16 protein-coding genes are annotated in these 22,763 nt (G+C 73.0%); 9 read left to right on the top strand and 7 right to left on the bottom strand.

Annotated elements, in window-relative coordinates:
* Window positions 1-62: 62 nt before the first annotated feature.
* Window positions 63-878 (top strand): TrmB family transcriptional regulator, encoded by an 816-nt coding sequence (locus tag ACMGFG_RS06455; protein WP_436929519.1) that lies wholly within the window; start codon window positions 63-65, stop codon window positions 876-878.
* A gap of 107 nt (window positions 879-985) precedes the next feature.
* A complete protein-coding gene (locus tag ACMGFG_RS06450) occupies window positions 986-2,647 on the top strand; it encodes a PKD domain-containing protein (protein ID WP_436929518.1) in 1,662 nt (553 codons plus the stop codon).
* Window positions 2,648-2,698: 51 nt separating this feature from the next.
* On the opposite strand, the gene ACMGFG_RS06445 is transcribed toward ACMGFG_RS06450, so the two are convergent.
* The 4 genes from ACMGFG_RS06445 to ACMGFG_RS06430 form a co-directional block, all read right to left on the bottom strand.
* Complete coding sequence (locus tag ACMGFG_RS06445) at window positions 2,699-4,012, bottom strand: MFS transporter (protein ID WP_436929517.1); 1,314 nt, start codon at window positions 4,010-4,012, stop codon at window positions 2,699-2,701.
* Window positions 4,013-4,167: 155 nt separating this feature from the next.
* Entirely contained in the window at window positions 4,168-5,055 is an 888-nt protein-coding gene (locus ACMGFG_RS06440; protein ID WP_436929516.1) for an alpha/beta fold hydrolase, read from the bottom strand.
* 30 nt (window positions 5,056-5,085) lie between these two features.
* Window positions 5,086-6,678 (bottom strand): cobyric acid synthase, encoded by a 1,593-nt coding sequence (locus ACMGFG_RS06435; protein ID WP_436929515.1) that lies wholly within the window; start codon window positions 6,676-6,678, stop codon window positions 5,086-5,088.
* A 148-nt stretch (window positions 6,679-6,826) separates the two neighbouring features.
* Window positions 6,827-8,449 (bottom strand): bacterio-opsin activator domain-containing protein, encoded by a 1,623-nt coding sequence (locus ACMGFG_RS06430; RefSeq protein ID WP_436929514.1) that lies wholly within the window; start codon window positions 8,447-8,449, stop codon window positions 6,827-6,829.
* 263 nt (window positions 8,450-8,712) lie between these two features.
* On the opposite strand from ACMGFG_RS06430, the gene ACMGFG_RS06425 reads away from it, so the two are divergent.
* From ACMGFG_RS06425 to ACMGFG_RS06395, 7 genes are all read left to right on the top strand, one after another.
* Window positions 8,713-11,112 (top strand): histidine kinase N-terminal 7TM domain-containing protein, encoded by a 2,400-nt coding sequence (locus ACMGFG_RS06425; protein ID WP_436929513.1) that lies wholly within the window; start codon window positions 8,713-8,715, stop codon window positions 11,110-11,112.
* 268 nt (window positions 11,113-11,380) lie between these two features.
* Entirely contained in the window at window positions 11,381-11,833 is a 453-nt protein-coding gene (locus tag ACMGFG_RS06420) for a hypothetical protein (protein ID WP_436929512.1), read from the top strand.
* Window positions 11,830-14,091 (top strand): FG-GAP repeat protein, encoded by a 2,262-nt coding sequence (locus tag ACMGFG_RS06415; RefSeq protein WP_436929511.1) that lies wholly within the window; start codon window positions 11,830-11,832, stop codon window positions 14,089-14,091. The genes ACMGFG_RS06420 and ACMGFG_RS06415 overlap by 4 nt, the downstream gene beginning before the upstream one ends.
* Before the next feature lie 296 nt (window positions 14,092-14,387).
* Window positions 14,388-16,091, top strand: a complete 1,704-nt coding sequence (locus tag ACMGFG_RS06410) for a hypothetical protein (RefSeq protein WP_436929510.1) — start codon at window positions 14,388-14,390, stop codon at window positions 16,089-16,091.
* A gap of 77 nt (window positions 16,092-16,168) precedes the next feature.
* A complete protein-coding gene (locus tag ACMGFG_RS06405) occupies window positions 16,169-16,972 on the top strand; it encodes a class I SAM-dependent methyltransferase (RefSeq protein WP_436929509.1) in 804 nt (267 codons plus the stop codon).
* A gap of 603 nt (window positions 16,973-17,575) precedes the next feature.
* A complete protein-coding gene (locus tag ACMGFG_RS06400) occupies window positions 17,576-18,412 on the top strand; it encodes an ABC transporter ATP-binding protein (protein ID WP_436929508.1) in 837 nt (278 codons plus the stop codon).
* Window positions 18,409-20,130, top strand: coding sequence for a hypothetical protein (locus ACMGFG_RS06395; protein WP_436929507.1), 1,722 nt, complete (start codon window positions 18,409-18,411; stop codon window positions 20,128-20,130). Before ACMGFG_RS06400 ends, ACMGFG_RS06395 begins: the two co-directional genes overlap by 4 nt.
* Window positions 20,131-20,195: 65 nt before the next feature.
* Here the strand turns inward: ACMGFG_RS06395 and ACMGFG_RS06390 are convergent, their stop codons facing one another.
* The 3 genes from ACMGFG_RS06390 to ACMGFG_RS06380 all read right to left on the bottom strand — a co-directional run bounded on the left by ACMGFG_RS06390 (window position 20,196) and on the right by ACMGFG_RS06380 (window position 22,707).
* Window positions 20,196-20,870, bottom strand: coding sequence for a cob(I)yrinic acid a,c-diamide adenosyltransferase (locus ACMGFG_RS06390; RefSeq protein ID WP_436929506.1), 675 nt, complete (start codon window positions 20,868-20,870; stop codon window positions 20,196-20,198).
* 63 nt (window positions 20,871-20,933) lie between these two features.
* Window positions 20,934-21,671 carry an adenosylcobinamide amidohydrolase gene (locus ACMGFG_RS06385; protein WP_436929505.1) on the bottom strand — a complete coding sequence of 246 codons (738 nt, stop codon included), beginning with the start codon at window positions 21,669-21,671 and terminating at the stop codon, window positions 20,934-20,936.
* A complete protein-coding gene (locus tag ACMGFG_RS06380) occupies window positions 21,658-22,707 on the bottom strand; it encodes an aminotransferase class I/II-fold pyridoxal phosphate-dependent enzyme (protein ID WP_436929504.1) in 1,050 nt (349 codons plus the stop codon). Before ACMGFG_RS06380 ends, ACMGFG_RS06385 begins: the two co-directional genes overlap by 14 nt.
* Window positions 22,708-22,763: the final 56 nt, after the last annotated feature.

Genomic DNA, 22,763 nt, shown 5'->3' with positions numbered 1-22,763 from the left:
TTTCATCTGGAGGAGTTACACCGGGCTAGTGACCGGGCGACCGGGCGCTAGGTTGGGACCCTATGGATGACATCTCGAACACGGACCAGGCGATCGAACTGTTACAGGGCCTCGGGCTCAAGGAGTACGAGGCAAAGTCGTTTGTGGCGCTGACGCGGCTCCCGCAGGCCACGGCCAAGGAGATAAGTGAGGTCTCGGAGGTGCCCCGCACGCGCGTCTACGACGCGGTGCGCGTGCTGGAGACGAAGGGGCTGGTCGAGATCCAGCACGCCAACCCCCAGCAGTTCCGCGCGGTCGGCATCGAGGAGGCCGCCGAGATGCTCCGGGCGGAGTACGAGGCCAAGACCGACTCGCTACGGGAGGCGCTCGACGGTATCGAGCCGGCCAGCGGCACCGACGAGCAGGACGGCACCCACGAGGTCTGGTCGCTCACCGGGCGCGCGGCCATCGGCAACCGGACCAGACAGCTCCTCGGGGAGGCCGACGAGGAGGCCGTCCTGATCCTCGGCTCGGAGGCGGTGGCCACCGAGTCGCTGTTCGACTCGCTCGCGTCCGCCGAGAACCGGGAGGCCTCGATCGTCGTCGGGACGGTGACCGAGGCGCTGCGGGACCGGGTCCAGGCGGCCCTCCCCGACGCCGAGGTGTTCGTCTCCGAGCTGGAGTGGCTCCGCGGGTCGGCCCTCGACGAGGACGTCGAGATCACGCGCATCCTGCTGGTCGATCGCACGACCATCCTGGTCAGCACGACCCACGGGTCCGACGCGGAGGCCGACGAGCAGGCCGTCTTCGGCCGCGGGTTCGACAACGGCCTCGTCACCATCGTCCGACGGCTGATGGCCACCGGCCTGTTGCCCGTCGACGACCCCGGCACCGACTGACCGACCGCTCCCCCGTCGTCTCACACTGTGAAACACCCGCGGTATCGGCTCCGCGACGTTTCACTCGGCTGTGGTATTACGTCGTGTCGTACCGATGACCGGCTCGCATGACACCGGATGCCAATCGGAACGGATCAGACGAGGAACGAACGGACACACGTGAGGCGACGCGGCGGGGCGTCCTCCGGGCGACGGGCGCGGGGGTGGCCGGCGTCGCCCTCGGCGGGCTGACGGGGACCGCGGCGGCCGACGAGGGGACGCCGCCGCGGCTGCACACCGACGGGAAGTGGGTGCGAGACGAGGAGGGCGAGCCCGTCAGGCTGCGCGGCCTCGCGACGGCGTCGATGGGGTTCTACGAGGTCGACGGGATCCACCCGAAGACTCCGACGGAGGTCGTCGGGTGGGCGAGCGACCCCGCCCGCGGCTGGTATCCCAACGTCGTCCGCCTGCCGGTCACCCAGTGGGACGTCGACCAGCTGGGCGTCGACGCGCTGGTCGATGAGGTGCTCCGGCCGGTCGTCGACCTGCTGGGCGAGCGGGGCACCTACGCGCTGATCGACTTCCACATCATCCACCCCTACACCGAGGCGGCGGCCGAGGACGCCGACTACGACACCAGCCCCGACGAGATCGTCCGGAACTTCTGGGGCGGCGTCGCGCCCGCCTTCGCCGACGACGAGCACGTCTGCTACGAGCTGTTCAACGAGCCGACCTACCCGATCTTCTGGAGCGACAACGGCGAGAACGTCGAGAGCCCCGAGGAGGAGTGGCTCCTGTGGCGCGAGACGGCCCAGCCGTGGGTGGACATGGTCCGCGAGGCGGCCCCCGAGACCCCCATCGTCATCGGGTCGCCGAGCTGGACCTCCCGGACGAACTTCGCCCCGGAGTACCCCTTCGAGGGGGAGAACCTGATTTACGCCGCCCACATCTACCCGGACAACGGCCAGCCCGACGAGTTCGACGACACCTACGGCGCGCCCGCCGAGGACGTGCCCGTCTTCGTCACCGAGTTCGGCTGGGACCCCTACAGCGACGGCCTCGACTACGGCACCAACACCGACTGGGGCCAGCCGTTCCGCGAGTGGGTCGAGGGCTACGAGAACATGGGGTGGGCCGCCTGGTGTTTCGACGACTCCTGGGCGCCGGCGATGTTCGACTCCCCCGGCGCGGGCGGCGCCGACGAGTGGACGCTGCGCTCGGCGCCCGAGGAACACGGCGGGTTCGTCCGCCAGTGGCTCGCCGAGACCTCCGAGGAACCGATCGCGCTCCACGACCCGAGTCGGACCGAGGCCACCGAGGGCGACACCGTCCAGTTCGAGGCCCGCGACCGGTCCGGCGAGGACCACTGGATCGACTCGCTCGCCTGGGCGTTCGGCGACGGCGCGACCGCCGAGGGCTGGTGGGCCTCCCACACCTTCGACGACCCCGGGCAGTACGACGTCACGCTCACCGCGACGAACGACGCCGGCGAGTCGACGACCCACGGGCTGGCGATCACCGTCACCGAGCTGACCGAGAAGGTCGCGACGGCCGACCCGAGCACGACCGACGCGGCCGTCGACGAGACCGTCGAGTTCGAGGCCCGCGACTGCTCCGGCGAGGACCGCTGGATCGACGCGCTCGCCTGGGCGTTCGGCGACGGGACGACCGCCGAAGGCTGGTGGGTCTCCCACGCCTACGAGACCGCGGGGACCTACACCGTCGCGCTCACGGCCACGGACAACACGGGCCACTCGACGACCCACGAGGTCGAGATCACCGTCGAGTGAGGCCGCCCGACTCGCGTCCGCGCGGACCGTGAGCGAGGCCGCGACCGACGCTCACTCCCCGGCCGCCGCGGCGTCGACCCCGACGCTCGCGCGGGTCCGGTAGAGCCGTTCGGCGAGCGCGACCGACGCCAGCGCGAGCGCGACGAAGACGACGAAGCCGGTCGCGTACCCCGACTCGCCGAAGCTGTCGACGAACAGCCCCAGTACCGGCGGGACGACGAACCCACCGAACGCGCCGAGGCCGCCGACCAGCCCCGAGGCGCCGCCGACGGCCTCCGGGACGTACTTCGGGACGAGCTGGAAGACGGCGGCGTTGGCGACACCGACCCCCACCGCCAGGCAGACCGTCGCCCCCAGCGCGGTCCCGTAGGTGCGCGTGACGACGAGCCCGAGCGCCGCGAGGCCGACGACGACGAAGCTCCCGACGGCCGTCACCTCGCCGCCGATACGGTCGCTGAGATACCCGCCCGGCACCCGCAGGACCGCCGCGGGCAGCGTGAACGCGACGGCCGTCAGCGCGCCGGCCCCCTGGACGCCCATCCCGTGGATCGCCGTCCAGTAGGTCGGCAGCCACACCGTCAGCGCCAGGAAGCCCCCGAAGGAGGTGAAAAACAGCGCCACGAGCGCCCACGTCCGCGGGATCGTTGCGGCCTCGCGGATCGACGCGAACGCGTCGCCGGCCGGGAACAGCTCCTGGCCGTACGCCTCGGCCCGCTGGCGCGCCTCGTCGGTATCGAGGCCCTGCTCTCGCAACTGGAAGGAGGGCGGGTCGACCGCCAGCGCGGCGTAGGCGACCGTCCCGGCGACGAGGAAGGCGAACCAGACGAGGTAGGCGGTCGTCAGCCCCAGCGCCGCCAGCGCGATGGGAAGCAGGAGCGTGAACAGCCCCGGCGAACTGTTGCCCAGCCCCGCGTACACCGCCAGTACCGTCCCCTGGCGGTCCTTCGGGTACCAGTAGGAAGTCTGGGTCGTCCCCACGGAGAAGGTCGCGATCCCGCAGCCGCTCAGGGCACCGCAGAGGAACACGAGCGGGTACAGCTCCATCGTCAGTCCGCCGGGGTAGGCCGTCACCAGCAGGACCGACAGGCCCGCCATCCCGACGATCGACAGGCTCAGGAGGACCAGGAAGGGCTTGCGCGGCCCGACATCGTCGACCCACGCGCCGAAGGGGACCCGCAGCAGCGACCCCGTCAGCTGGGGCGCCCCGACGAGCAGCCCGAGCGCCAGCCCGGACAGCCCCATCGCCGACTCGAACTCCGTCGCGACCGGCCCGTACAGCACCACGCCGGCGAAGCCCACGAAGAAGCCGAGCGTCGCCGACACCAGCCCCCGGCGCGAGCTCCCGCGTATCCGATGCACGCTCATACTGGCTCGAAATAGTACGCCCGTAATTTTGTTCCGATCCGTCTCGCAAATGCTGCACGCGATCGAACTATTTCGAAACGCTCTGGCCACTTTACCGAATATATTCGACCACACGTCCAGGCACGTCTCGCCGAGCGTCGAGCGGACCGGCCAGATCAGGGTTCGCCGTCCACCCTCGCCGGCGCTGCGCGTTCCCGCGCGGACGACAGCGGGCCGTCGAGCGTCGGTGGCGAAGCGTCGACCGCGCAGCGGTCGAACTCGTCGCAGAGCCAGTCGGCGACGGCCGCCGCGAGCCGGCGGTGGGCCGTCCCGGTCCCGATCCGCGCCGGACGGTCGCCGCGCTGGCCGGTGTACCACCCCGCCTGGGAGTGGTTCATCCCCTGGATGCGCTCGACGGTCGCGTCTGCGGGCAGATTGTCGCGGCTGTCGGCGAACTGCCCACGGTCGAGCACCGAATCGCGCGTCCCGACCACCGCCAGCGCGGGTATCCCGCGGACCGGACGGTCGCAGTAGGCGCCGACGAGCAGCAGGCCGTCGACGGCCTCGGGGTGGTTCCCGGCGTACCGACACGCCATCGCCCCGCCCAGCGAGTGCCCGCCGACGACCCATCGGGAGACGTTCCGTTCGCCCGCGAGCACCGCGTCGGCCCGACCGACCGAGAACACCGCGAGGTTCGCCCGCAGCTTCGGGACGACGACGGTGACGTTCGCGCGCTCGGCGATCCGCGCCGCCGTCGGGAGGTACGCGTCGGGCGCCACCCGACCGCCGGGGTAGAACACCACGCCGAGGCGCTCGACGTCGGGGCCGGCGTCCGAGACGACGAACCCGCCGTACTCCTCGCTCACGGTCACGTTCCCGTCGGCGCGGACCGACTCGCGGACCTCCGCCGGGGCGTGGTGCGCGAAGACCCCGAAGTACGCGTAGAACGCCAGCCCGCCCGCGAGCGCGAGGACGGCGACCACCGCGGCGACCCGGATCGCGATCCCTCGCGGGGAGCGAGCGCCGATCCACGCGCGGGCGTCGTCGACGGAGGGAAGCGACATACCCGACGTACGGTCGCCGACCCGGTGAGTCTACCGGACCGCTTCGCCGTCGAGCGCGTCCAGACCGAGTCCCTCGACGAGCGCGTCCCGTCCGAGCCCCGCGACCAGGTCGGCCGCCCGGTCGTACGGCGAATCGGTCGCCGCCTGGCTCTCCGGCCGGTCGATACCTACGTGGGCAAAAGCGCTGTCGACGAACGCCTCGCGGGCGGTCGCGTTCTCGAACAGCCCGTGGAGATAGGTGCCGAACGCGCGGTCGGTCGCCGCGCCGGCCCCGGTGTCGGGGAACGGTCGGTCCATGTCGGCGGCCCCGCCGTCGACGACCCGGGTTTCGCCCATGTGGATCTCGTAGCCCGAGACCCGTCCGGCGGCGCCTGCCAGCGGACCCGCCCCCTCCATCCGCCGGGCAGTCTGCTCGACCCGCTTGTCCGGCGAGAAGCGCGTCTCGACCGGCAGCAGCCCGATACCTTCGAGGGTATCGAGGTCGTCGGTGCTCTCGACGCCCGCGTTCGTGATGCGCTCGCCGAGCAGCTGGTAGCCGCCACAGAGGCCGACCACCGGGCCGTCGAACGCGCGGAGTCGCTCGGGGAAGCCGGCCGCCCGGAGCGCCCGCAGGTCGTCGACCGTGTTCTTCGTGCCCGGCAGGACCACCGCGTCGGCGCCGCGACCGGTGCCAGCGCCGACCGCCTCGGGGTCGGCGAGGTCGGCGTCCAGCGGGAGATAGACCACCCGGACGCCGGGTTCGCGGGCCAGCGGCTCCAGATCGGTAAAGTTCGAGATCCTGGGGAGCCGCGGGACGGCAACGGTGACCGCCCGCTCGTCGGGCACGCTGTCGTCGCGGCTCCGGACCGCCCGTTCGTCTTCGGCGGGGAGGTCGACGCTGTCCTCGGCGGGCAGACCGGGGTCGTCGTGGGGGATCACGCCCAGGATCGGGACGCCCGTCCGCTCCTCGACCTCCTCGATCGCGGGGTCGAGCAGCGACGCGTCGCCGCGGAACTTCGTCAGGACCGCGCCGGCGACCCGCTCGCGCACGTCCGCCGGCAGGAGTTCCACCGTGCCGACGAGGCTGGCGAACGCGCCCCCGCGCTCGATATCCACGGCGAGGACGATTCGGGCGTCGGCGAACCGCGCGGTCTCGATGTTCGCGAGGTCCCGCTCGCGGAGGTTCGGCTCGGCGATCGAGCCCGCCCCCTCGGCGACGACCACGTCGTGGGCGGCCGCGAGTCGCTCGTGGGCGCGGCGGGCCGTCTCGCGAGCGCGTTCCCAGTGGTCGTCGTAGTACTCGCCGGCCTCGTAGTGGGCGACCGCTTCCCCGTCGAGGACGAGCTGTGATTCGCTGTCCCCGCGGGGTTTGAGCAGGACGGGGTTGTGGTCCGTCGTCGGCGCGACGCGGGCCGCGCGGGCCTGGACGTACTGCGAGACGCCGATCTCGCCGAACGCGGTGTCGGACCCGGCTTCCGTGACGGCCTCGGCTTTCGGCACCGCCCGGGCGTTGTTGCTCATGTTCTGGGCCTTGAACGGGGCCACGGCGACGCCCCGGTCCGCGAGGAGCCGACAGAGGCCCGCGGCGACGGTGCTCTTGCCGACGTGGCTGGCCGTACCCGCGACGAGGATGGTCGACGCCATCTGGTGGTGTTTCCCGGTTCGGCCTCGGCCGGTAAATACGGGACGGGGTTCGACCAGCCGCGACGGTCCGACTGTGAGTGGCCCGGGGACGCATGGGGGCGCCCGGTCGGGCGCGGAGCGTGCGGTCGCTTCGGCGTCCCGCGGTCGACTACTCGTCGCCGAAGAACCCGCCGACGAGCTTGCGTTCGGCGGCCCGGAGGTGCTGTGTCAGGGTCGCGCGGGCGATGTCGAGGTGGTCCGCAAGCTCCGTCGCGTTCGTCTCCCGCGGCCGGCGGTAGTACCCGACGTCGAAGGCGTGCCGGAGGACGGTCCGCTGGCGCTCGGTCAGGTCCGCCACCGACGTGACCGTCTCCCGGTCCGTCGGGTCGGTCCACACCCGCGAGACGGTCACGTCGGTGAACGCCGCCGAGAGGGCCTCGTCGACCGTACGGACCGCGGTGATGTCGGGCAGTCGAACGGATACCGTTGCGGTGCCGTCCTCGACGACGGTCCGCTCGAACCGACCGCCGTGCGAAGCGAGCACCCCCTCGGGCGTTCGGCCGCGCACGACGACCTCACAGCCCACCGGTGTGTCGTCCCCGACGGTCGCTGACTCGATGGCGTCGACCGCCGCGGCCCGGTCGGCCACCGCGGACGGCGCGGCACCCTCGACCGTCGCGACGTACAGGGTCGTCCCGTCGTCGCGAGGGACCGCCGACCGGACCTCACAGCGCGCGTCGGCCGCCACCGCCGAGAGCGCGACCAGCGGGAGCGCGGAGTCGGCGACCTCGACGGTCACCGACTGCGGCCGGTCGGCCATCAGCGACCGCTTGCGGTCCGCGGCGCCGAGGGCGTATCCCACGGCGTCGGCGTACTCGGCGACCGCGGCGCGCTCGCGGTCGGCGGGCACCGTCGGGTCGGCGTCGTACACCGCGAGGACGCCGTGGCGGACCCCCTCGTGGCCGACCGGGACCGCGACGGCGCGTTCGAACCCGCAGTCGGCCGCCGCCCGTCGCCAGCCCTCGCTCTCGCCGCCCCGCTCGCCCGCGTCGGCGTCCGCGTCGACCGTCGCGACGACGAGTTCGTCCCCGGCGAGCGCGCGACAGGCCGGTTCGTCGGCCGGCGGGACGCCGGCCGGCCCGACGACCCGATCGACGTACGCCTCGGCCCCGGCCGCCCCCGCGGGGAGCGGTCGGCCGCTCTCGTCGGCGTGGCCCACCCAGGCACACGCGTACCCGCGCTCCTCGACGAGTTGCGAGCAGACCTGCGCCGGCAGGTCGGTCCCGCCGGTCGCGGCGGTGATGACGTCCAGCAGCGCGGTCTTCGTCTCCCGCTCGCGTTCGAGGGCGCGACGGGTCCGGTAGGACTCGACGGCGGCCTCGATCCGGCGCGCGAGCAGGTCGTCGCGCCCGCCCAGCGACCGCTTCGGGATGTAGTCGGTGACCGCGCGACCGATCGCGTCGCTGGCCACCGACTCGTCGCCCCGCCCGGTGATGAGGATGAAGGGACGCTCGTCGTCGCGGTCGCGGACGACCGACAGCAGGTCCAGCCCCGTCGCGTCGACCAGCCGGTAGTCCGACACGACGCAGTCCGGGTCCGTCGCCGCGAAGCGCCGCGACGCGGCGTCGAGGTTGGTCGCCGTCTCGACCGCGAACGACTCCCGCTGGTGTTCCAGTACCTGCGCGGTCGAGGCCGCCCACGTCTCGTCGTCGTCGACGAGCAGGACCGTCACGTCGTCGAGGTCCGCCGCCGGTTCGGCCTGTTTACCGGTGGCGTCGCCCGACTCGCTCACCCGTCTCGCCTCCCCGCCCCCGGACGCGCCGGTCGCCCGCGCGCCTGCCCGTCGCCGCTCCGGCGGCGCGCGTCCGCGGACGCTGTCGTGTCGGTCTCGCTCACTGCTCTCTCACGACCACCCAGGACGCCGCTCGATATTAACCCTGGTACCACCGTATGCAGGTGTCTCACTCCACGACGGTCGCGAGTCGGAGGTGCCGAGTCGGCGCGGAGCCGAAACAGTTGTTAGCAACCAGTCGACAGTGTCAGCGAAGGGGATCGATGCAGCTCGTCGACCCGATCGTCGTGGCGTACCTGCTCACGGCCGTCGTGACCGGCGTGGTCGCCGCGCGGAGCGCCCGGATCGGACACGTCGACGGGGCCCGGTCGTTCGCCGCCGCGATGGGTGCCGTCGCGGCGTGGGCGCTGCTCTCGGTGCTGGTGCAGTACTCGCTGTCCCGTGGCGGCGCGGTGTTCTCGTTGCTCAACCGGCTCACCTGGTTCCCGGTCGGCGCCGTCGCGGTCGCGTGGCTGTGTTTCGGGCTCGCGTACAGCGGCCGCGGGGAGTGGGTGACCGCTCGCCGGGTCGCGGTGCTGTCGGTCGTGCCGGGCGCAACCGCGCTGCTGGGGCTGTGTCACCCGGACGTGCTGGACGCCGCCGCGTCGATGCTGGCCCCGCTGGGGCTCGCGGTCGTCCCCCGGGCCCTGTCGCCGCTGGCGGCCGCGTGGGACACCGCCTCGCTGGTCACCACGGGGTACGCGTACCTGCTCGTCGCCGCGGGGTCGCTGTTGCTGCTGGAGATGATCGTCGAGCGCCCGCTCGCACACGCGGGCCAGCTCCTCCTGGTCGCCGTCGTCGTCCCGCCGTGGGTGCTGAACGCCCTGCACCTGTTCGTGTTCGACCTCCACCGGCTCAACCCGACGATCCTCGGGTTCGCGGTGTCGGGCGTCGCGGGGCTGTTCGCGGTGGGTCGGTTCAGGCTGTTCGACGTGCCGCTGGCCCGCGCCCGCCTGGTCGAGGAGCTCGACAGCGGCGTCGTCGTGTACGGCCGCGACGGGCGCGTGTACGACTACAACGAGCGGGCCGTGTCGCTGCTCGGCCGCTCGGATGGCGACCTGAGCGGGGACGTTCGGCGGGTCCTCGCGGAGAGTCCCCTCGCGGTCGACCCGCCGGCCGACGCGCCGCTGTTCGCCGACCGCCCGGCGGAACCGGACGGCGACGGGTCCGACCGGCGCGGCGAGCGACGGGGCCAGGGGGCCGGCCGTGAAGGCGATCCGGCGGCGGCCGACGGCGGGACGGCCCCCCTCGCCGAACGGCTGGAGGGCCGGACGGTCGCGGTTCGGGACCGCGGTGACGACGACCGCTCCCGCTACGTCGAGACCAGGCTGTCGGACCTGTCCAACGCGTCGGGGCGGCCCGTGAGCCGCGTCCTCAGGCTCTACGACGTGACCGACCGCGAGCGCCGCAAGCGCGACCTCGAACGGAGCCGCGAGCGCTACCGGACCATCTTCGAGAACAACCAGGTCATGATCTGGGAGTTCGACCTCTCGGCGGCCAAGCGGCGGGCCGAACGGGTCGCCGAGGGGGTCGACGACCTGGCGTCGCACCTCGCGGCCAACCCCGAGACACACCGGGAGATCCTGGACGGGATGGAGCCGCTGGCGGTCAACGAGCGCGCGGTCGAGTTCTACGGCGCCCCGTCGAAGGCGGCGCTCAGGGCGAACGTCGAGCGCATCATGACCGAGGACTCGATCGCCTCGCTCCGGGGGCTGTGGGCGGCCGTCGTCGCCGGCGAGACCCACTACCGGTCACAGTGTCACGCCACCACTTTCGACGGCGAGTCGAAGTACGTCATCCTGGAGGTGACGGTCCCGCCCTCCCACGGCGACGACTACGCCCGTGCGTTCATGTCGACCGTCGACGTGACCGAACGGGTGGAGCGCGAGCGGGAACTCCAGCGGCGCAACGAGTACCTCGACGAGTTCACGAGCGTCGTCTCCCACGACATCGCGACGCCGCTGAGCACCATCCGGAACAAGGCCCACCTCGTCGAGCTGACCGGCGACCCCGACCACGCCGCGGACATCCACGAGACGGCCGAGCGCGTCCAGCACCTGGTCGACGACCTGCTGGAGCTGGCCCGGCAGGGCAAGCGGGTCGGGGAGACCGAGCCGGTCGACCTCGGGACCGTCGCGCGGCAGGCCTGGCGGTCCGTCGACCCCGCCGACGCCTCGCTGGCCGTCGAGTCGACCGCGCGCGTCGAGGCCGACCCCGAGCGGCTCCGACAGCTCCTGGAGAACCTTCTCGTGAACGCTGTGGAGCACGGTTCGACGAGCCCCGGCGCGGGGACTCGCCGGGACGCTGTGGAGCACGACTCGGCGGACGCCGGGCCGGAGCGCAGCCCGGCGCCGGGGGGTTCGTCCCCGTCGGTCAGGGTCGGCGCCGTCGACGGCGGATTCTACGTCGCGGACGACGGCCCCGGCGTTCCCCCGGACGAACGCGACCGGGTGTTCGACCGGGGGTACACGGGCGACGGCGACGGAACGGGGCTGGGGCTGGCGATCGTCGAGCGGATCGCCGAGGCGCACGGCTGGTCCGTCAAGGTCACCGAGAGCGAGGCCGGCGGCGCCCGCTTCGAGGTGCGCGAGGCGACCGTCGAGGGCACCGACACGTCGTCCTGACTCGACGGGTCTGGGCGTAAGTCCCCCCGACGGTCGGGACATCGGTCGCCGTCGGACCCGGCCCTCGACCGACTCGACTGTCGACTCCCGTGGAGCGACCGGCGTCCCCGTCGAGCGTCCGGTCGGACCGCGCACCTGCGCATGGTGGCATCCCATTGAGGGGACAGCGACCGGACAGGAACGGACGAACGCCGACCGTGGGGTCACGCGGGGCGGCCCGCGGGGTCGGTCGCGACCGGCCGGGCGGCCCAGGTCGGAGGGTGGACACGTGACTGACGACACGACACGCGATACGACCGGAGTATCGAACGACGACGCGAGCGACGGCGGGACCGCCGGCGCCGGCGCCGGGGACGCGGTGACTGGAGTGTCCCGCCGGGCGGTGCTGGCGGGGCTGGCGACCGCGGGGTCGCTCGCCGTCGGCACCGGGACGGCGGCGGCCGACCCCACAGGCCAGGTCGGCACCGCCGACCGGCCGCTAGAGGCGTTGCACACGAGCGAACTGAACGGGTCGGTCACCGACGCCGGGGGCGGCCCGCGGGCGGTGACGAGCCTGGCCGGCGAGGCGCTGTCGGTCGACGCCGGGACGCTGGCGGCGACCGACGCGCGCCTCGACGTGACCGACGGCGAGCGGGCCGTCGAGAACGTCGAGAGCATCAGCCTCGGTGCCGGGCTGACGCTCGCGGACGACGGCGACGGAACGGCGAGGGTCGAGCGATGACCGGGGAGCGACCGGACGAAGCGGACGACGCGCGGCACGCGCGCCGGTCGGCGGCGGCGGGCGGCCTGCTCGGGCTACTGGGGCTTTCCGCCGGCTTCACCGCGGCGCGGGCGACCGGCGCGACGGGGCGGCAAGCCGCCGACCCCACCGGGGACGTCGGCACCGCCGATCGGCCCCTGGAAGCGCTGTACACGGCCGAACTGAACGGGCCGATAACGGACGCCGGGAGCGGCCCGCAGGCGGTAACGAGTCTCGTCGGTGACGGCCTGACCGTCGACTCGGAGGCGCTGTCGGCCGCACCCGCCCGGCCGGACGTGGACGACGGAGCGACGACGGTCGCGAACGCGAGCGAACTCGCGCTGGGGAGCGGACTCGCGCTGACCGACGACGGGGACGGGACCGTCACCGTCGCCGTCGACCTCGAATACACGTACCGCCGGGGCGAGACGCTCGTCGAGAGCGGTAACAGTAGCAGGAGCTTCGGTACCGACGTGGCGCTGACCCCGGACGCGTCGGTCGCTGCCGTCGGCGACCGGAACGCGAGTTCGGACAACGGGGGGAAGGTGTTCGTCTACGACCGCACTGGCGGGGCACGGACGGTCACGACGCTGACGGAGTCGGTAGAGCAGCTGGGCTATAGAGTCGACGACTTCGGATACTCTGTCGCCATCTCTGACGACGGGCGGTGGCTCCTCGCTGGAAGTGCGACGGCTGACGCAGGGCCCACCGGTGTCGGACTGCTCTACCGGTACGACCTGACGGCCGCGGACGTCGGGTCGTCCAGTACACGTATCGGAATCGACGGCGCAGACGGTCTGGGCAGGGACGTGGCCGTCGACGCCGACGGAACGACGGCAGTCGCCGGCGCCCCGCTCTCGAAGGCCGGGAGTGCAGACAACGTCGGCGCCGCATCCGTGCTTGACCTGACGGCCGACGACCCGCTTGCGACGGAACAGCGACTCACCGCCAGCGACGCGACCGAAGACGACGAGTTCGGCTCTGCCGTCGCGGTCACGCCCGACGGATCGACGGCGGTCGTCGGGGCACCGGGCAATGCCGAGCTTCCCAGCGGCGACAAGGCGTACGTCTTCGACCTCTCGGGGTCGCCGACAGAGACGGCGCGACTGGTGCCCAGCGACGGCGCCGCCGGCGGCCGGGACCGCTTCGGTGCGGACGTGGCCGTCAGCGACGACGGCGAGACGGTCGTCGTCGGCGCGCCACTAGCCCCCTACGACGGGTCGCCCGGCCCCGGGAAGGTGTACGTCTACGACCTGTCGGGGTCGTCGCCGACCGAGACCGTCCTGACCCCCACGGACGGGGAGGACGGCGACGAGTTCGGTTCCGCGGTCACGCTGGCCGGCGACCGCGTGACCGTCGCCGCGCCGTCCTCGGAGACGACGGTACCCATCGCCGACGAAAGGGCGGCGGTATCGGGGTCGACCGCGACGGGCAGCGACGAGATCGTCGCCCCGGTCGGCGCGTCACTCGACCCCGTTGCGGAACTGACCGCCACGGACGGCGACGGCGCCACAGACACCCGGTCGGTCACGCTGGCCGGGACCGCCCGGACGACCGACGCTTCGCTCGACGTGGACGCGCTGTCGGTCACCGAGATCAACGAGTCGAGCGCGGACGTCGAGTTCGAGGTCTCGTTGACGGTTTCGGACGCGGACGACGACCTCGACAGTGTCGACCTGCGACTCTACGAACAGGCCTCCGACGGGAGCGAGATACGGCGGGATTCGATATCGGCGAGAGTCGGGTCCTCGCCGGTCAGCACCACGACCAGCCTGGTCCACGCGGGGGCGGACGGTGCCGGTAACGACTACCGGGTCGAGGTGACCGTCAGCGACAGCAGCGGTAACGTGGCCGTCGCCAGCGGCGTCACGAGCGACATCGACGCCACCGCGAACCCCCGGGTCGACGAACTGTTCGTCTGGGAACCCGTGTCCGGGCCGGACCAGCGGGCGTTCGAGGTCGATTGGACGGTTGCCGACGACGGCGGGGCGCTCTCGACCGTCGACGTGACGGTCCGCGTCCCGGCCGAACGGCTGTCCGTCTACGACCTGTCCGCGAGCGACCCGACCGCAGCGAGCGCCGAGACGGAGGTGGCGATACCGGCGACCGACGGGGTCGCCACCGGCCGGGCGACTGATGCGCTGGCAGTCGCTGGCGGGAGCGAGGTGGTCCTCGCCGGCCGCCCGCACGGTGACAGTGCCTACGTCGGCCATGGCGTGTTCTTTACGCGGACCAACTGAGACCGATGACGGGACACGGAGCCACCACTGCGGCCGGACGGGACCGACGCGGACCGCGACCGGCGACTCGAAGCCGACCGGCTCCGGACCGGGAGACGGTCCGAGGTCGGGCTCGGAGCCGGGGCCGGAGCGGCGACGGGCGGTGGCCGACGGCCGGCGGTGAGGGTGCGATACCGACCGGCGGCGACCGCGCGGCGCGGACCGAGGGATCCGGACCGGGGCGGGAACCGACGCGTGCCGGCGGGTCGGACCGACCGCGGTTCGGTCGCGCCGGCCGCGACCGGGGGTGGGCCTGAATGGCCGATTCCGCCCGGAAACTCGGCGCGCTCTACGGCGTCGGTCTCCTCGTGTTCGCGGCGGTGACCGGCGCGACGTTCGCCGGGTTCGGCGGGGCGGCCGCCGGCAACCAGGGCGTCTCGCTCTCGTGTGTCGGCAACTCGGGCGGGGCGGCCTACGTCACGGACTCGGGGTTGACCGTCTACGAGAACGACCCGGACGTGACCTACGGCACCTTCGGTGCCGCTGGGAACGCCGCGACGTTCGGCGGGCTCACCGTCTCGGCCGCGGGCAACGCACAGGTCCGGGTCGACGACGCGGGCGGTGCGTCCGGACACACCTGCGTCGGGAGCGTACGGGGTGAGGACAACCACGTCACCGTCGACCCCGACGGCGCATCACCCGTCGTCATCGAGTCGGACGTGTCCGAGTTCGCCTACCGCGACCCCGTCTTCGACCCGGACGACGGCGACGCGGACCTTGCCTTCGAGGGGAGCGGCACCGTCGCGGTGACCGTCGAGTCGACCGGACTCGACCCCGACACGACCGTCGTCGCCGAGGACGTCGATAGCGAGACCACGCTCGGGGAAGGGCAGGTCGGATCCGACGGCGCCGTCGCGCTCTCGCTGGACGCGAGCACGCACCGGGTCGACCTCCGAACGGAAACCGCGACGCCCTCACCAACACCGACGATCACCTCCACCGCGACACCGACACCTACCGCCACGCAGACTGCAACTCTCACGCCGACACCAACCGCGACGCCGACGGCCACACCAACGGCAACGCCGACGGCTACACCCACGCCGACACCGACGCCGACGGCCACGCCTACGCCAACCGCGACGCCGACGGCCACGCCTACGCCAACCGCGACGCCGACGGCCACACCAACCGCGACGCCCACGCCGACACCGACGCCGACGGCCACACCAACCGCGACGCCCACGCCGACACCGACGCCGACGGCCACGCCTACGCCAACCGCGACGCCGACGGCCACACCAACCGCGACGCCGACGGCCACGCCTACGCCAACCGCGACGCCGACGGCCACACCAACCGCGACACCGACGGTCACGCCCACGCCAACCCTGACGCCTACGCCGACTCCGACTGCAACACCGACACCCACGCCGACGGCCACGACCACGGCGACGCCAACTGCGACGCCGACGTCGACCCCAACGCCGACGGACGCGCCGACACCCACGCCGACGGACACCCCGGATGACGACAGCGGTGGCGGGGGCGGCGGAGACGGTGGCGGAGATACCACCGGGCCGACGCCGACACCCACGCCGACGCCTACGTCGGCAGCCACGCCAACGCCGACGCCGACAGTCACGGGGACGCCCACGTCCACGGACACGCCGGCGGGGACCGAGACTACGCCGTCCCCGACGCGAGCGGCGACGGCGACGCCGACCGAGACATCGACAGCGACGCCCACGGCGACCGCCTCGCCGACGGTCACGACGAGGCACGCGTCGACTGCGACCGAGACGCCGACGCCGATGGCGACCGACTCGCCGGAGCCGACGACGGCCCCGACCGCGAGAGCGACCGCGATGGAGGCGACACGACCACCGAACGGGAGCGAGGACGGGACCGCCACCACCGCCGGCGAGACCGGCGGGGGGCTGGGGCCGCTACTCGGTGGGGCTCTGACGGTGACCGCGCTCGGCGCGCTCGCGGTCGGGATCCGCCGCTGGCGTGGCTGATCTCGACTCCGCGCCCACTCCGAACGGTCGAACGACTGAAGTGACGACGCCACCCACCGGAGTGCGGACACCCCCTCATGCCCGACGACCACTACGACGACCTGGCCGACGACTGGAGCGACTACGCCGAGGTGCCCTGGCGCGGGCAGGTGCTCTGGCCGACGCTGACCGACCTGCTTCCCGACCTCGACGGGCTACGCGTCCTCGACGCCGGTTGTGGCGACGGCTACCACGCCGCCCGACTCGCAGGCCGGGGCGCGGACGTGCTCGGCGTCGACGCGAGCGAGGCGATGGTCGACCGCGCCCGCGAGCGTTACGGCGACCGCGCCGACTTCCGCCGCGGCGACCTCTCCGATGGCCTCGACTGTCTCGACGACGACGGCGTCGACCTGGTGCTCTGCCAGCACGTGCTCTCGCACGTCCCCGACCTCGAATCGGTCGCCGCCGAGTTCGCCCGTCTGCTCCGCCCCGGCGGCACTGTCGTCCTGTCGACCCACCACCCCTTCCACGAGTATCTCGTCGTCCGCGACGGGTCCTATCCCGACACCCGCGCCATCGACGGTCTCGACGCCCGTCCGGCTGTCGACGCCGACGGCCGCTCGCCCACCTACGCCGACACCGAACGCTACGACCTCTACTGGGGCGGTGAAGTGTCCGCGGAAGGGTTGGACGGGGACAGCGCGGGTGCGGAGCCCACGGCCTTCCACCGACGGCCGCTCGACGCGCTCACCGGCCCGCTGTTCGACGCCGGTTTCGTGTTGGCGGACCTCCGGGAGCCCGACCTGTCCGAGCGGCTGGACGACCAGTTGGTGGACGAGGTTCCGGAGTTGCTCGACCGACCGCCCCGGTCGCTCTGTCTCCGTGCCGAACTCCCCGAGTAGGGTTGTGAGCGTGTTGGGCCCGTTCGCTCCGAGTTGACTCGACCGCACTCCACTCGACCGCACTCCACTCGACCGCACTCCACTCGACCGCACTCCACTCGACCGCACTCCACTCGACCGCACTCCACTCGACCGCCGGAGACAGCAGGCGGTGAAAGCCCTCGGCGCGCTCGCGGTCGCTGAGCGACATATCCTCGCGGCCTCCGGCCGCTTCGGATAGGGGTCGCTCAGACGACTACATAAACGCGAGCGCGCCTCGCCCTTTCAGTCCGCCAGGACAGCACAGCACCCGCCCCGCACAGCACCGCGACCGCAGACGGCCACGAGCCTCCCCAGCCGATTGCGGTGCTCACTTCGTTGCGCTCTCTGCTCACGGGCGCTCCGCGCCCGTTCGCACGGTCCGAGGGACCTGCGGTCCCTCGCGACTCATCCCTCGCGCGGCTACGGTCGCGCGCATGAACGCGCGCGACAGCGCGCGCCAGTCCGGAAGATTCAGAGGGCGAAACCACCGTCACGAACGTCACGGCCACGAGCGGGTCGGAGGGGGAGCCTGGTCACCCATGCGACCGATCACATAAGGGTTAGACGCGTGAACGGTCGGGCATGAGCCCTGAACGCCCTGATGGTCCCGCGATAGAGACGACGGACCTGACGAAGTGGTTCGGCGACGTGCTGGCGGTCGACGGTCTCGATCTCTCGATCGACCGCGGCGAGGTGTACGGCTTCCTCGGGCCGAACGGCTCGGGGAAGACGACGACGATGCGGATGCTGACGACGCTCACCCGGCCGACCAGCGGGTCGGCCCGCGTGATGGGGGTCGACGTGGCCGACCGGCGGGAGCTGATCTCGGTGGTGGGCTACCTCCCCGAGGAGCCGCCGCTGTTCGACGAGCTGACCGCCCGCGAGCAGCTGCGCCACGTCGCCGCCCTCCACGACGTGCCCCGCGAGCGGGCTCGCGACCGCATCGACCGCTACCTCGACCGCTTCTCGCTGGCCGGCGAGGCCGACCGCCGGCTGGAGGGGTTCTCGACGGGGATGCGCAAGAAGGTGGGGCTGATCGCGACGGTGATCCACGAGCCGCCGGTCCTGTTCCTCGACGAGCCGACGAGCGGGCTGGACCCGCGGGCCGCCCGCACCGTCAAGGACCTCATCGCAGAACTCTCGGGCGGCGAGACGACCGTCTTCCTCTCGACGCACATCCTGCCGGTCGTGGACGAACTGGCCGACCGGGTGGGGGTGCTCCACCGCGGCGACCTGGTCGCGGAGGGGCCGCCCGACCGGCTCAAGCAGCGCGCCGAGCGCGGCGAGGCCGGGTCGCTGGAGGACGTGTTCCTCGAAGTGACCACCGACCACGCCGAGGAGGCGACGGCGACCGAAGCGAACGCGGCCGAAGCGAACGCGGTCGACCCGGACGCGACGGCGCCGGACTCCCAGCGATGAACGTCGGCCACAGCCTGCGGCTGACCCGCATCGACGTGCGGCGGATGGTCCGCAAGCGGACCGACCCGGACAGGCGACTCGTCTCGGTCGTCTCCGTGGGGCTGTACGCCCTGCTGACCCTCGCGCTGACCGCCGGCGGCGTCTACGGCGGCCGGGCGCTCGGCGAGGCGCTCGCCGCGGGGTCGCTCGACTTTATCCCGACGGCGACAGCGGTCGCCGTCCGCGGGTTCGTCGGCGTCATGTGGGTGATCGTGGTCGCGATCTTCGGCGTCCGCGCGGTCGGCCAGCGCGGCACGCTCACCAACGCCGAGGGGGTCCTCACCGTCGTCCCGACGCCGGAGGCGTACCTCGGCCACGTCGCCAGCGAGTACGTCTACCTGCTCGTCTGGACCCTGCTGCCCGCCGCCGGCGCCGGCGCCGGCCTCGCGCTGGGCACCGGCACCCTCTGGCCCGCGGTGGGCGTCCCCCTGGCGGTCGCGCTCGGGGGGACGACCGTCGTCGCGACGGCCTACGCGTTCGGGCTCGCCCTCCGGCACGTCGTCACGCGCTTCCCGTTCGTCGCACGGCACAAGAACGGGCTGATCGTCCTCGTCTTCGTCCTCTACATGGTCGCCATCGTCAGCGGGTCGTTCAACCAGGCCATCGCCGCGCTGTTCGACCCGATGGCCGCCTCGCCGATGGGCTGGTACGCCGACCTCGCGCTCGTCGGCCTGCCGAACGTGGCCCTCGACGCGACGCGAGCGGGCGCGGTCGTCGCCGCCACGGTCGCGTGCACCGCCGTCGCCGTCGCCGCCGGCACCTGGGTCGCCGGTCGCCACTGGTTCGCCGACCCCGCCCTCGCCGGCGAGGAACCGGACGAGCCCGAACTAACCGAATCCGGCGCGTCCGGGGCGGCGGACGCGGTCACCCCGGCGACCGCCGAGGAGGACTGGCTCGCCCGCCGGCTCGAAACCGTCGTCGACCGACCCACGGCGGCGCTGGTCGTCCTGGCCTGGCGCCGGGCCGCCCGCGCCCCGCTGAAGCTGCTGTACGCCGCCTACCCCCTCTTCTTCGCCACGGGGATCTTCATCGACATCGTCCAGACCGGCCAGATCCCCGCCTACCTCCCGTACGGCCTGCTCGTGTTCGTCGCCTGGGCCGGCGGCGTCGTCTTCACGCTCAACCCGCTGGGCGACCAGGGCTCCGTGCTCCCCACGACGCTGCTCTCGGCAGTGACCGGCCGGACGTTCGTCCTCGCGCACGTCCTCGCCGGCCTCGTCGTCGTGATCCCGGCCGGCACCGCGCTGGTCGCCGTCGCCGCCGTCCTGAGCCCGGTCGGCGTCCGGAACACGGCGATCCTCGTCGCCCTCTCGCCCGTGGCGATGGTCGTCGCCGCCGGCCTCTCGGTCGGCATCGGGACCGCCTTCCCCCGCTTCGAGGCGACGAACATCACCCGCTCGATGGAGGCCGTCGTCCCCAGCCCCTGGGCCTTCGCCCTCTTCAGCGCTCACGTCGTCGTCACCACTGTCGCCGCCGTCCTCGTCGGCCTGGAGGGCGCCCGCGAATTCGCCGCGATACTGATCGGCGGGCTAGTCTCGCTCGCGCTCTCGACGGACGTGTCGCTGGCGCCGAGCACGCTCTATTATGTCAGCACGGTGGCCCTCGTCGTCCTCCTGTTGCTGCCCGCCGCCTCCTATCGCTACGCCGTCCGCACTTTCGACCGGTACGAACTGGCGTGAGCGGCGGGGGCGAGACCCCGAACGCACCGGTCGGCGGTCGCCACCACCTCCGACTGCGCCGGCGCTCAGTACTCGGTGCCCTTGCGGGCGCTGTGGCCGGACTCGATGGGGTGGGCCTCCTTGCCGACGTTCGTCACCAGGTCCGCGAGGTCGGTCACGAACGCCGGGCGCTCGTGGCCGCCGGTCAGGACGAGTTCCAGGCCGTCGGGTTTCGACGCCACCAGCTCCCGCACGTCGTCGGGGTCGACCAGACCGCGGTTGCCCGCGTAGCAGATCTCGTCGAGGATCAGCATGTGGACGCCGTCGTCGGCGGGCCCGTCGAGCGCCAGCGGCGAGGACAGGTCGGCCTCGCCGGCGGCCGCCACGAGGTCTTTCGCGCGCTCGAACCCGCCCTTCGCGCGGGCGGCGTGCTCGTCGTCGTCGGTGCCGTCGTGGAAGCGGTGCCAGCCGTAGTGGCCGCTGTTCTCGTAGGAGAAGCCCGGCAGGGCGTGGATGGCGTTGTACTCGCCGCGCACGTCCTCGACCGTGCTGGTCCCGCCCTTCATGAACTGGAGCATGTGGACGCGGTAGCCGTGGCCGGCCGCGCGCATCCCCATCCCCATCGCCGCGGTCGTCTTGCCCTTGCCGTCGCCCCACCAGACCTGCGTCAGCCCGAACTCCTCGGGCGCCGCCGGCTCGATGGGTCGTGGCTCCAGCGGGTCGCTACGGTCGGCTCCGCCTCCGGACGCGTCGTCGCTCATACCCGGCCCGACGGCCCCCGGGGTCGTAGCCGCTTCGACACGGCGAGCGGGTCCCCGGCCCGACTATCGGTCGACCCGCGAGACCGTCGGCTCGCCGTCGGAGACCGCGCCGTACTCGGCCGACCCCACGCTCTCGGGGAGGGTCGCCCCGTCCTCCCCGTCGTACCGCGCGGCGAGGCTCGCCCGGACGGCGTCGCGCACGCAGACCCGGGCGGCCCGCCCCACGGGCGTCGCGCTGCCGGCGAACGCCGCGGGCTCGCCCGCCGGGTCCGAACCGACGACGACCGCGTCCGAGGTCGTCCCCGTGAAGCCCGTCTCGGCAAGCAGCGTCGCGGTCTTGGCCTCGACGGCCGTCGCCAGCAGCGTCGCGAGCGCGCCGTCGTCGAGCGCCCGGATCGTCCCGACGACGAGGTTCACCGTCCCCGGCCGCGGCGGGTCGTCACCGCCACTGGAGCCCACCCCGACGCTCCCGGATTCCGTCCCAGCCCCGTCACCCATCGGCAACTGGGCCGGGTTCGAGACGCCCGCGGTCGCCACGACCTCGACGCCGTCCAGCCGGGCGCGGCGGGCGTGGCGGACCTCGACGCCGGTCAGCATCGCCGGCCCCTCGTCGGGAAAGCCCGCCCGCTCGCGCCGCTCGGCGACGTAGGCGGCAAGGTCCGTCCGGTCGAACCCCTCGGGGACCGTGCAGTTGTACGCGGCGTCGGCCCGGCGGTACCCGCCCGAGAAGCCCGTCGAGAGCCAGCGGGTGTCCGCCCGCCGAACCCGTAGCACGCCCGCGGACACCTCACTCTCGAACATCCAGCGCCCCCAGCAGGCGGTCGTGGTCGGCGGCCGTCCGGACGGCGACCCGGACGTGCGAGTCCAGCCCCGCGAACGACCGGGCGTCCCGGAGTTCGATCCCGGCCGCCCGCGCCCGCGAGAGCAACTCCTCGACGCTCTCCTCGCTCCCGCAGTCGACGAGGAGGAAGGGGGCGGTCGACTCCTCCAGGGGAGACTCGGGCTTGTACACCGAGAACCGCGGGTCCGCGTCGAAGGCCGCCCGCAGGCGCTCGCGCTCGCTCGCGACGCGGTCGCGCGTCTCGGCGACGAACCCCGGACTGTCCATGCAGCCCACGCCGACGGCGGCGGCCGGCCAGCCGAGCCCCCAGGTGATCGCCGCCGTCCGGAGCCGGTCGCCCAGGTCGCCCGTCGCGACTGCGAAGCCCGCCCGCAGCCCCGGCAGCCCGAACAGTTTCGTCAGCGACCGCGCGACGACGACCCCGGGCTCGCCGGCCAGCGACGGGCGGTCCGTGAACCCCAGGAACGCCTCGTCGACGAGCAGCGGCGTCTCCGCCGCGCGACAGCGCTCCGCGAAGTCCGCGAGCGCCCCCGGCTCGTAGGCGTCGCCGGTCGGGTTGTTCGGATTGCAGAGGATCGCGAGCGCGAACTCCCCGGGGTCGTGGTCGAGGACGGCGTCGTGGGCGACCGCGACGGGCTCGCCGCCCTGGAGTTCGACCTCGCGGGCGTACTCGCCGAACGTCGGCGCGGGGACCAGCGCCCGGTCGCCGGGGTCGACCGTCACCGCGACGGCCAGCCGGATGGCCGCCAGCCCACCCGCGGTCGGAACCACGTCGTCGGCCTCGCAGTCGGCGTACCGCGCCGCGGCCCGCCGGTAGTCGGGGTAGTCCTCCGGCGGGTAGGTGCGCGCGTCGTCGAGCGCGCCCGCGTAGGTCTCGGCGACCCCGTCGGGGACCTCCGGGTTGACGTTCGCGCTGAAATCGAGCGCGTCGGGGTCGTCGCTGCTCCCGTGGACCACTCCGCTCCCGGCGAGCCGCGCGACCGCCTCGTTGTCCATACCGAGGGGTCGGGAAGCGGCGACAAGAAGCTCCCGCTCCGGCCACAGCCGATCCG

This window comes from Halosimplex halobium (assembly GCF_051414055.1).
Taxonomy (GTDB): Archaea; Halobacteriota; Halobacteria; order Halobacteriales; family Haloarculaceae; genus Halosimplex; species Halosimplex halobium.
This window is presented reverse-complemented; position numbering and strand designations above follow the sequence as displayed.

Bases quoted from the DNA above. Each gene is read 5' to 3' on its own strand.
- ACMGFG_RS06410 (WP_436929510.1), top strand. From the start codon at position 14,388: ATGGCCGATTCCGCCCGGAAACTCGGCGCGCTCTACGGCGTCGGTCTC.
- ACMGFG_RS06380 (WP_436929504.1), bottom strand. From the start codon at position 22,707: ATGGACAACGAGGCGGTCGCGCGGCTCGCCGGGAGCGGAGTGGTCCAC.
- ACMGFG_RS06400 (WP_436929508.1), top strand. From the start codon at position 17,576: ATGAGCCCTGAACGCCCTGATGGTCCCGCGATAGAGACGACGGACCTG.
- ACMGFG_RS06405 (WP_436929509.1), top strand. From the start codon at position 16,169: ATGCCCGACGACCACTACGACGACCTGGCCGACGACTGGAGCGACTAC.
- ACMGFG_RS06415 (WP_436929511.1), top strand. From the start codon at position 11,830: ATGACCGGGGAGCGACCGGACGAAGCGGACGACGCGCGGCACGCGCGC.
- ACMGFG_RS06445 (WP_436929517.1), bottom strand. From the start codon at position 4,012: ATGAGCGTGCATCGGATACGCGGGAGCTCGCGCCGGGGGCTGGTGTCG.
- ACMGFG_RS06425 (WP_436929513.1), top strand. From the start codon at position 8,713: ATGCAGCTCGTCGACCCGATCGTCGTGGCGTACCTGCTCACGGCCGTC.
- ACMGFG_RS06455 (WP_436929519.1), top strand. From the start codon at position 63: ATGGATGACATCTCGAACACGGACCAGGCGATCGAACTGTTACAGGGC.
- ACMGFG_RS06390 (WP_436929506.1), bottom strand. From the start codon at position 20,870: ATGAGCGACGACGCGTCCGGAGGCGGAGCCGACCGTAGCGACCCGCTG.
- ACMGFG_RS06395 (WP_436929507.1), top strand. From the start codon at position 18,409: ATGAACGTCGGCCACAGCCTGCGGCTGACCCGCATCGACGTGCGGCGG.
- ACMGFG_RS06450 (WP_436929518.1), top strand. From the start codon at position 986: ATGACACCGGATGCCAATCGGAACGGATCAGACGAGGAACGAACGGAC.
- ACMGFG_RS06385 (WP_436929505.1), bottom strand. From the start codon at position 21,671: ATGTTCGAGAGTGAGGTGTCCGCGGGCGTGCTACGGGTTCGGCGGGCG.
- ACMGFG_RS06435 (WP_436929515.1), bottom strand. From the start codon at position 6,678: ATGGCGTCGACCATCCTCGTCGCGGGTACGGCCAGCCACGTCGGCAAG.
- ACMGFG_RS06440 (WP_436929516.1), bottom strand. From the start codon at position 5,055: ATGTCGCTTCCCTCCGTCGACGACGCCCGCGCGTGGATCGGCGCTCGC.